This is a genomic window from Gryllotalpicola sp. CP2-P1 (assembly GCF_057512245.1).
In genome coordinates this window covers 19,199-27,060 of record NZ_JBLRDT010000012.1, presented here as the reverse complement: position 1 = coordinate 27,060, position 7,862 = coordinate 19,199, and the positions used below count along the sequence as shown (strand labels likewise).

9 protein-coding genes are annotated in these 7,862 nt (G+C 70.1%); 6 read left to right on the top strand and 3 right to left on the bottom strand.

Features of this window, described 5'->3' with window-relative positions; all coding sequences use genetic code 11:
- The 4 genes from ACM2XV_RS02085 to ACM2XV_RS02070 form a co-directional block, all read left to right on the top strand.
- Positions 1 to 274: response regulator transcription factor (locus tag ACM2XV_RS02085; protein ID WP_487025831.1), on the top strand; the 274-nt coding region annotated here is incomplete at its 5' end.
- Positions 275 to 286: 12 nt separating this feature from the next.
- The gene (locus ACM2XV_RS02080) at positions 287 to 1,375 is read left to right on the top strand and encodes a mechanosensitive ion channel family protein (protein WP_344777314.1); all 1,089 of its coding nucleotides are present in this window, start codon (positions 287 to 289) and stop codon (positions 1,373 to 1,375) included.
- Positions 1,376 to 1,413: 38 nt separating this feature from the next.
- Positions 1,414 to 1,824: a globin gene (locus ACM2XV_RS02075; protein WP_344778388.1), complete on the top strand. Its 411-nt coding sequence runs from the start codon at positions 1,414 to 1,416 to the stop codon at positions 1,822 to 1,824.
- On the top strand, positions 1,821 to 3,515 hold the full coding sequence (locus ACM2XV_RS02070) for an FAD-binding dehydrogenase (protein ID WP_487025830.1): 1,695 nt from the start codon (positions 1,821 to 1,823) through the stop codon (positions 3,513 to 3,515). The genes ACM2XV_RS02075 and ACM2XV_RS02070 overlap by 4 nt, the downstream gene beginning before the upstream one ends.
- On the opposite strand, the gene ACM2XV_RS02065 is transcribed toward ACM2XV_RS02070, so the two are convergent.
- Positions 3,505 to 4,161: a DUF8185 domain-containing protein gene (locus ACM2XV_RS02065; RefSeq protein ID WP_344777312.1), complete on the bottom strand. Its 657-nt coding sequence runs from the start codon at positions 4,159 to 4,161 to the stop codon at positions 3,505 to 3,507. The genes ACM2XV_RS02070 and ACM2XV_RS02065 overlap by 11 nt on opposite strands.
- Positions 4,162 to 4,184: 23 nt before the next feature.
- Between ACM2XV_RS02065 and ACM2XV_RS02060 the strand changes: the two genes are divergently transcribed.
- Together ACM2XV_RS02060 and ACM2XV_RS02055 are read left to right on the top strand one after the other, a co-directional pair.
- Positions 4,185 to 5,102 (top strand): acyl-CoA thioesterase, encoded by a 918-nt coding sequence (locus ACM2XV_RS02060; protein WP_344777310.1) that lies wholly within the window; start codon positions 4,185 to 4,187, stop codon positions 5,100 to 5,102.
- Between the two features lie 22 nt (positions 5,103 to 5,124).
- On the top strand, positions 5,125 to 5,568 hold the full coding sequence (locus tag ACM2XV_RS02055; RefSeq protein ID WP_487025829.1) for a QcrA and Rieske domain-containing protein: 444 nt from the start codon (positions 5,125 to 5,127) through the stop codon (positions 5,566 to 5,568).
- A gap of 94 nt (positions 5,569 to 5,662) precedes the next feature.
- Here ACM2XV_RS02055 and ACM2XV_RS02050 read toward each other — a convergent pair whose 3' ends face one another.
- Both ACM2XV_RS02050 and ettA read right to left on the bottom strand, forming a co-directional pair.
- Entirely contained in the window at positions 5,663 to 6,169 is a 507-nt protein-coding gene (locus ACM2XV_RS02050; RefSeq protein ID WP_487025828.1) for an acyl-CoA thioesterase, read from the bottom strand.
- Positions 6,169 to 7,851, bottom strand: coding sequence for an energy-dependent translational throttle protein EttA (ettA, locus tag ACM2XV_RS02045; protein WP_344777303.1), 1,683 nt, complete (start codon positions 7,849 to 7,851; stop codon positions 6,169 to 6,171). Before ettA ends, ACM2XV_RS02050 begins: the two co-directional genes overlap by 1 nt.
- Between the last annotated feature and the right edge of the window lie 11 nt (positions 7,852 to 7,862).

Genomic DNA, 7,862 nt, shown 5'->3' with positions numbered 1-7,862 from the left:
GCTGTTCGGCGCCCAGCTGCCGGGCGAGCGCGAGCGGGCGGATGCCGCGGCCGCGCTCACCCCGCGCGAGCGCGAGATCCTCGTCGCCATCGGCCGGGGCCTGTCGAACACCGAGATCGCCGCTGAGCTGTTCCTCACGGAATCCACGGTGAAGACCCATGTAGGCCGCGTGCTGGCGAAACTCGGGCTGCGCGACCGCGTTCACGCCGTCATCTTCGCCTACGAGCACGGCCTCGTGAGCGGAACCCAGGGCTCGGCGAAGTCCGCTTCGTAGACTGAGCGGCATATGAAGAGCGCCACTCCCGTAGACACCGCGACGAACGGATTCAGCGACTTCCTCGACACGCCGCTCGGCACGGTCATCTTCCGCTTCGGCTCCGCCGTGCTGATCGTGCTCGGCGCGATCATCGCCGCGTGGCTCATGCGCATCGCCATCCGCCACATCGTGCAGCGCATCGTCACCACGGTGAAGAAGTCGCAGGGGGTCGAGACGACCCAGGCGCTGCAGGTGTCGCCCGTCGCCACCGTGCGCGTCGTGCAGCGCACCAGGACCCTCGGCTCGGTGCTCACGAACATCTCCAATGTCGTGATCTGCGTGATCGCCTTGCTGCTGGTGCTGCACTTCCTCGCACCCGACGTGCTGGCCTCCTTCGCGATCCTCTCGGCCGCGATCGGCGCGGGGCTCGGCTTCGGCGCGCAGAACGTGATCGGCGACATCCTCAACGGCCTGCTGATGGTCATGGAGGACCAACTCGGTGTCGGCGACATCGTCGAGGCCGGCATGGCGAGCCTCGCCACCGACGGCGTCGTCGAGGCCGTCGGCATCCGCACCACCCAGATCCGCGACGTGAACGGCACCCTCTGGTACGTGCGCAACGGCCAGATCCTGCGCGTCGGCAACATGTCGCAGGGCTGGAGCCGCGTGATCGTCGACGTCGGCGTCGGCTACGAGAACGATGTCGACGCCGTGCGCCAGCAGCTGCTCGAGACGGCCGAGGCGCTCGCTCGCGAGCCGAAGTGGCGGCCGCGCATCATGGAGAAGCCCGAGGTGTGGGGCATCCAGTCGATCTCGGCCGAGATGATCGTGCTGCGCGTCGCGGTGAAGACGCGCTCGACCGCGCGCGACGACGTCGCCCACGAGCTCAACGCCCGCGTGTTCGCGGCGGCGCGAGAGGCCGGGGTGACCGTGCCTGAGCTGTCCAACCCCATTCTCACCGGCTTCGAGAGCATCGCATCGGTGAACGGGGCTCACCCGCCGCGCACCCGGCCGCTGCCGCCGATTCCGGCGCAGCCGACCAAGCCGAAGAAGCGCACGATCCGGCGCAAGCCGACCGACGGGCCGCCGCAGGTCAACCCGCCAGAGGAGGAACTGTGAGCCCGGAAAGCGAATCGCAGCCGCAGCCGCAGCCGATCATGCTGCGGGCCGCCGAGAACGGCGAGCAGGCCGGTGGGTCGTTCTATGACCAGGTCGGCGGCTCGGCGACCTTCGCGAAACTCGCCCACGCCTTCTATCAGGGCGTCGCCCGCGACGAGGTGCTGAAGCCGATGTACCCGGAGGCCGACCTCGGGCCCGCCGAAGAGCGGCTGCGGCTGTTCCTCGAGCAGTACTGGGGCGGCCCGACGACCTATTCGCAGCAGCGCGGCCACCCGCGGCTGCGCATGCGGCACGCGCCCTTCAAGGTGAACCCCGATGCGCGCGACCGGTGGCTCGCGCACATGCGTGCGGCGGTCGATGCCCTCGAGCTGCCGCCGTTGCAGGACGCGACACTCTGGGCCTACCTCGAGCGTGCCGCCCACGCGATGGTGAATACTTTCGAGGCGTGAGCGCTGTCAGGGCAACGGAGCCCTCTGCACATGACACCACCGACGCGATCGTCGTCGGCCACGGCCTCGCGGGGCTCGTCGCAGCCTGTGAGCTGCTCGAGGCCGGCAAGCGCGTGACCCTCGTCGACCAGGAGCCCGCCGCGGCCCTCGGCGGCCAGGCGTTCTGGTCGTTCGGCGGCCTGTTCCTCGTCGGCACCCCCGAGCAGCGCCGCCTCGGCGTGCACGACTCGCTCGAGCTCGCCCGTCAGGACTGGTTCGGGTCCGCCGGGTTCGATCGCGACAGCGACGAGTGGGGCAGGCGCTGGGCCGATGCCTACCTCGAGTTCGCCGCGGGTGAGAAGCGCGCGTGGCTGCGCTCGAAGGGCATCCGCATCTTCCCCCTGGTCGGCTGGGCCGAGCGCGGCGGCGGCTCGGCAGGCGGCCACGGCAACTCCGTTCCCCGCTTCCACATCGCGTGGGGCACCGGGCCCGGTGTCGTGCAGCCCTTCGCCGACCGCGTGAAGACGGCCGCGGCGGCCGGGCGGGTCGTGCTGCGCCACCGCCACCGCGTCGATGAGCTCATCGTCGAGGGCGGCGCTGTCGCCGGCATCCGCGGGGCGGTGCTCGCCCCCGACGACGTCGAGCGCGGGCATCCCTCGAACCGCGAGGTCGTGGGCGACTTCGAGCTGCGCGCGGGCGCCGTGATCCTCGCGACAGGCGGCATCGGCGGGAATCACGAGCTGGTGCGCAAGGCATGGCCCGCGCGGCTCGGCACTCCGCCGGCGACGATGATCTCGGGCGTGCCGGCGCACGTCGACGGGCGCATGCTCGAGATCGCGGCGGCCGCAGGCGCCCGGCTCGTGAACACCGACCGCATGTGGCACTACACCGAGGGCATCGTGAACTGGGACCCGATCTGGCCCCTGCACGGCATCCGCATTCTGCCGGGGCCGTCGTCCATGTGGTTCGACGCCACCGGGCGCCGCCTGCCGGCGCCGAACTTCCCCGGCTATGACACGCTCGCGACCCTCGAGCACATCCAGAAGACCGGCTACGACCACACCTGGTTCGTGCTGACGCAGAAGATCATCGAGAAGGAGTTCGCCCTCTCGGGCAGCGAGCAGAACCCCGACCTCACCGGGAAGGACTGGGGGCGGGTGCTCAAGCGCGTCACCCCCGGCGCGCCGCCGCCTGTCGAGGCGTTCAAGCGGCACGGCGAGGACTTCGTGGTCGCCGACACCCTGCCCGAGCTGCTCGCCGGCATGCGGGCGAAGACGGATGCCCCGCTCGACACCGCCCCGCTCGACACCGCCCTGGTCGAGCAGCAGCTGCGCGAGCGCGACCGAGAGCTCGACAACCCGTACAGCAAGGACCCGCAACTCGCCGGCATCCGCAACGCCCGGGCCTATCTCGGCGATCGGCTCGGCCGCGTCGCCACACCGCATCGCATCCTCGACCCGAAGGCCGGCCCCCTGATCGCCGTGAAACTGCACATCCTCACCAGGAAGAGCCTCGGCGGCATCCAGACCGACCTGTCGGCACGGGTTCTCGGCGCAGACGGCGAGCCGCTGCCCGGGCTCTATGCCGCGGGCGAGGTCGCCGGATTCGGTGGCGGCGGCGTGCACGGCTACCGCGCGCTCGAGGGCACCTTCCTCGGCGGGTGCCTCTTCAGCGGGCGCATCGCGGGGCGTGCGGTGGCGGCTAACCTCTGAGCGACCAGGCCGCGCGCTTCACGAGCACGTGCCCGCGGCGCATCGAGAGGCGCGTCCACGGCCCGGTCTCGAAGATCGCGACCTCTTCGCCGTCGTCGCCGAGGAACCCCAGCGAATCGGCGGCGAAGGCGACGCCGGCTGCGACGTCGCCCAGCTCGTCGATGGGGGCGCCCCAGACCGAGCCGCGCACCCGCCACACCAGCTGCTCACCCGTTCCCTCGGGGATCGCCCGAGCGACCTCGGCGACGCCGTCTGCGGCGACGCGCCGCAGCAGTGCGGCATCCGTCGCCCCCACACGCTGCCAGCCGCCCCGCGGTGGTGAGATGCCCGCCCACGTGACGGTCGACACCTCGAGCGGCAGCCGGATCTCGCTCGGCTCGGCGCGAGCGAGTCGGTCGAGCAGCGAGCGCGTCGGCACGACCGCGTCGAACTCGACGCCGGGGCCGGTGCGGAAGGTGCGCAGGCCGAGCACGGTGGGGGTCTGGTCGAGCAGTCCGTGCGGGTAGAGCACGGCCGTATAGGCGGCGAGCACGCCGGCCGCGGCGACGAGACGGACAGACCCGTCTTCGACACGCCCGGCGCGCCCCAGATAGGTCTGCAGATCGGAGACGGCGAGGGCGTCGTCGAGCGAGAAAGTCGAACTCATGGGCACTGAATAGACTACGAGACATGGACCCGGTCTCCGCGATGCTGCAGGCTCTGGATCTCACCGACACGGGTGCGCGCACCAACGAAGACATCTTCACGGGGCCCAGCCAGTGGATGCCGCACGGGCGCGTCTTCGGCGGCCAGGTGCTCGCCCAGTCGATCATCGCAGCGTCGCGCACCCTGCCCGATGAGCGGATCATCCACTCGCTGCACGGCTACTTCCTGCGGCCCGGTGACGTGAGTCTCGGCGTGACGCTCGGCGTCGACCGCATCCACGACGGTCGCTCGTTCTCGACGCGGCGCGTGCAGACGTTCCAGTCCGGCGTGCCGATCATGTCGCTGATCGCGTCGTTCCAGGTCGAGCAGGACGGCGTCGAGCACCAGGTCGACATGCCCGACGAGCTGCCCGAGCCCGAGTCGCTGCCGACGGTGAGCGATCACCTCGCCGGCATCCAGCACCCGGCCGCTCAGTTCTGGACCGAGGCGCGCCCGTTCGACATCCGCTACATCGATGCGCCCGTCTATCTGCCGCTGGACGACACGGGCGAGCGGATGCCTCATCAGGCCGTCTGGCTCAGGGCGAAGTCCCGGCTTCCCGACGACCCGGTGCTGCACCGCGCGGCGATGGCATATGCCAGCGACTACACGATTCTCGAGCCGGTGCTGCGCCGGCACGGCGCCGCCTGGGCGACGCCCGGCCTCAAGATGGCGAGCCTCGACCACGCCATGTGGTGGCACCGCCCCGCGCGGGCCGACGAGTGGCTGCTCTACGTCGAGGACTCCCCCAGCGCCCAGGGCGGCCGCGGGCTCGCCCACGCCCGCATCTACCGGCAAGATGGCGCGCTGGCCGCGACCGTCGCACAAGAGGGCATGCTGCGCATTCCCCGTGAGGGCGAGGCGCACGGCGAAGCTCCCGTCGGCGGCACAGCGGGCGCCTAGGCTGGCGCGGCAGGATTCCCCCATGACTCGGATCACCCGCCGTGCCGCTTTCGCCATGACCGGCGCTGGCGCCACCGCGCTCGCTCTCGCAGCGTGTTCCCCGACCAACGGCGAGGCTCCCGGCGACACGGGCGGCGATGTGAAGCCGACGAAGGATGCCGCCGGAAAGCTCTCGGTCCCTGCGTCGCAGGTGCCCGTCGGCGGCTCGGTCGTCGTGCAGACCGGCTCGCAGTCGGACCCGGCCGTCGCGATCGCGCAGCCGAGCTCCGGGAAGTTCGTTGCGCACACCGCTGTGTGCACCCACCAGGGGTGCGTTGTCGCGGCCGCGGGCAAAGAGCTGCACTGCCCGTGCCATGGCTCGAAGTTCGACGCATTCACCGGAAAGGCGATTCACGGCCCGGCGTCGCTGCCGCTCGACGAGGTCACGGTCACCGTGAACGGCGCGAGCCTGGAGTTCAGCGCTTAGGAAGCGGGTGCCGCGCGGGGGCCGCGCGATGGGGCATTGCCCGGCGGCGGTGGATTGACGCCGTGCTGGCGGACGCCGCCGGGCTCGCTCGCGCTTAGCTGCGGCTGCTGCCGCGGCGGAACTGCAGCGGCTCGCCCAGGTAGGGCTCCCAGGCGGTGCGCTCGGCGGCTCCGATGCGACGAGGCCGCCCGGTCTCGGCATCCACGAGCACAAGCGTCGTCGCCGCTCGCGCATACAGCACGCGATCCTTCGCGGTGACAGGCGAGTAGATCTCGTAGTACATGTCGAGGCTTGCACCGCCGATGCGCCCGATCCAGAGCTGCAGGTCGAGCGGTGAGCGCAGGAATGGGATCTGCGCCAGGTACTCGATCTCCTGATGCGCGAGCACCGTCAGCGTGCCCTCGCCTGGGCGCGAGCGCAGCACCGCCGTGTCGGCGAACGGCCCCGGCTCGAGGTGCCCCTCTTCGTCGGGGTCACCGGCCCAGAAGGCCTGCACACGCGCGTCCTCGAAGAAGCGCAGCATGGCCACGTTGTTCACATGCCCGTACGCGTCGAGGTCGCTGAAGCGCATGACCGTCGGAACGTGAATCCGCTTGCTCATCAGTCGCGCGTCAGCTTGCGGTAGGTGCTGCGGTGCGGCTTCGCCGCATCGGCGCCGAGTCGCTGCACCTTGTTCTCTTCGTAGGCCTCGAAGTTGCCCTCGAACCAGTACCAGTTCGCCGGCTCCTCGTCGGTGCCCTCATAGGCGAGGATGTGGGTCGCGATGCGGTCGAGGAACCACCGGTCGTGGGTGATGACCACGGCGCAGCCCGGGAACTCGAGCAGCGCGTTCTCAAGACTCGACAGGGTCTCGACGTCGAGGTCGTTGGTCGGCTCGTCGAGCAGCAGCAGGTTGCCGCCCTCCTTGAGCGTGAGGGCGAGGTTCAGGCGGTTGCGCTCACCGCCGGAGAGCACGCCGGCCTTCTTCTGCTGGTCGGGGCCCTTGAAGCCGAAGGTCGAGACATACGCCCGGCTCGGCACCTCGGTCTTGCCGACCTGGATGTAGTCGAGCCCGTCTGAGACGACCTCCCACAGGGTCTTGTTCGGGTCGATGTTGGCGCGGCTCTGGTCGACGTAGGAGATCTTCACCGTCTCGCCGACTTTGAGCGTGCCGCCGTCGAGCTTCTCGAGCCCGACGATCGTCTTGAACAGGGTCGTCTTGCCGACGCCGTTCGGGCCGATGACGCCGACGATGCCGTTGCGCGGAAGCGTGAAGCTCAGGCCGTCGACGAGCACACGGTCGCCGAAGCCCTTCTTCAGATCCTTCGCCTCGATGACGATGTCGCCGAGGCGGGGGCCCGCCGGGATCTGGATCTCTTCGAAGTCGAGCTTCCGCGTGCGCTCGGCCTCGGCCGCCATCTCCTCATAGCGAGCGAGACGCGCCTTCGACTTGGCCTGGCGGCCCTTGGCGTTGCTGCGCACCCACGCGAGCTCCTCGTCGAGGCGCTTCGCGAGTTTGGCGTCCTTCTTGCCCTGCACCTCGAGGCGCTCGGCCTTCTTCTCGAGATAGGTCGAGTAGTTGCCCTCGTAGGGGTAGAGGCGACCGCGGTCGACCTCGCAGATCCAGCCGGCGACGTGGTCGAGGAAATAGCGGTCGTGGGTGACGGCGAGCACGGCGCCGGGGTACTTTGCCAGGTGCTGCTCGAGCCAGAGCACGCTCTCGGCGTCGAGGTGGTTCGTGGGTTCGTCGAGCAGCAGCAGGTCGGGCTTCTCGAGCAGCAGCTTGCACAGCGCGACCCGGCGCTTCTCACCGCCGGAGAGGACGCTCACGATCGCGTCAGACGGCGGGCATCGCAGCGCGTCCATCGCCTGCTCGAGCTGCGAGTCGAGGTCCCAGGCGTCGGCCGCGTCGATCTCTTCCTGCAGGGTGCCCATCTCGGCGAGCAGCGCGTCGAAGTCGGCGTCGGGGTCGGCCATGGCCGCCGAGATCTCGTTGAAGCGGTCGACCTTCGCCTTGATGGCGCCGACGCCCTGCTGCACGTTCTCGAGGACCGTCTTGTCTTCGTCGAGCTCGGGCTCCTGCATCAGGATGCCGACGGAGTACCCCGGGCTGAGACGCGCCTCGCCGTTGCTCGGCTGGTCGCGCCCCGCCATGATCTTGAGGATCGTGGACTTACCTGCGCCGTTGGGGCCGACCACGCCGATCTTCGCCCCGGGCAGGAACGCCATCGTCACGTCGTCGAGGATCACCTTGTCGCCCACGGCCTTGCGGGCGCGGACCATGGAATAGATGTAGTCAGCCACGTTGATCGAGT

Coding starts and splice junctions, on each gene's coding strand:
- ACM2XV_RS02060 (WP_344777310.1), top strand. CDS start 4,185: ATGGACCCGGTCTCCGCGATGCTGCAGGCTCTGGATCTCACCGACACG.
- ACM2XV_RS02075 (WP_344778388.1), top strand. CDS start 1,414: ATGCTGCGGGCCGCCGAGAACGGCGAGCAGGCCGGTGGGTCGTTCTAT.
- ACM2XV_RS02080 (WP_344777314.1), top strand. CDS start 287: ATGAAGAGCGCCACTCCCGTAGACACCGCGACGAACGGATTCAGCGAC.
- ACM2XV_RS02065 (WP_344777312.1), bottom strand. CDS start 4,161: ATGAGTTCGACTTTCTCGCTCGACGACGCCCTCGCCGTCTCCGATCTG.
- ACM2XV_RS02055 (WP_487025829.1), top strand. CDS start 5,125: ATGACTCGGATCACCCGCCGTGCCGCTTTCGCCATGACCGGCGCTGGC.
- ACM2XV_RS02050 (WP_487025828.1), bottom strand. CDS start 6,169: ATGAGCAAGCGGATTCACGTTCCGACGGTCATGCGCTTCAGCGACCTC.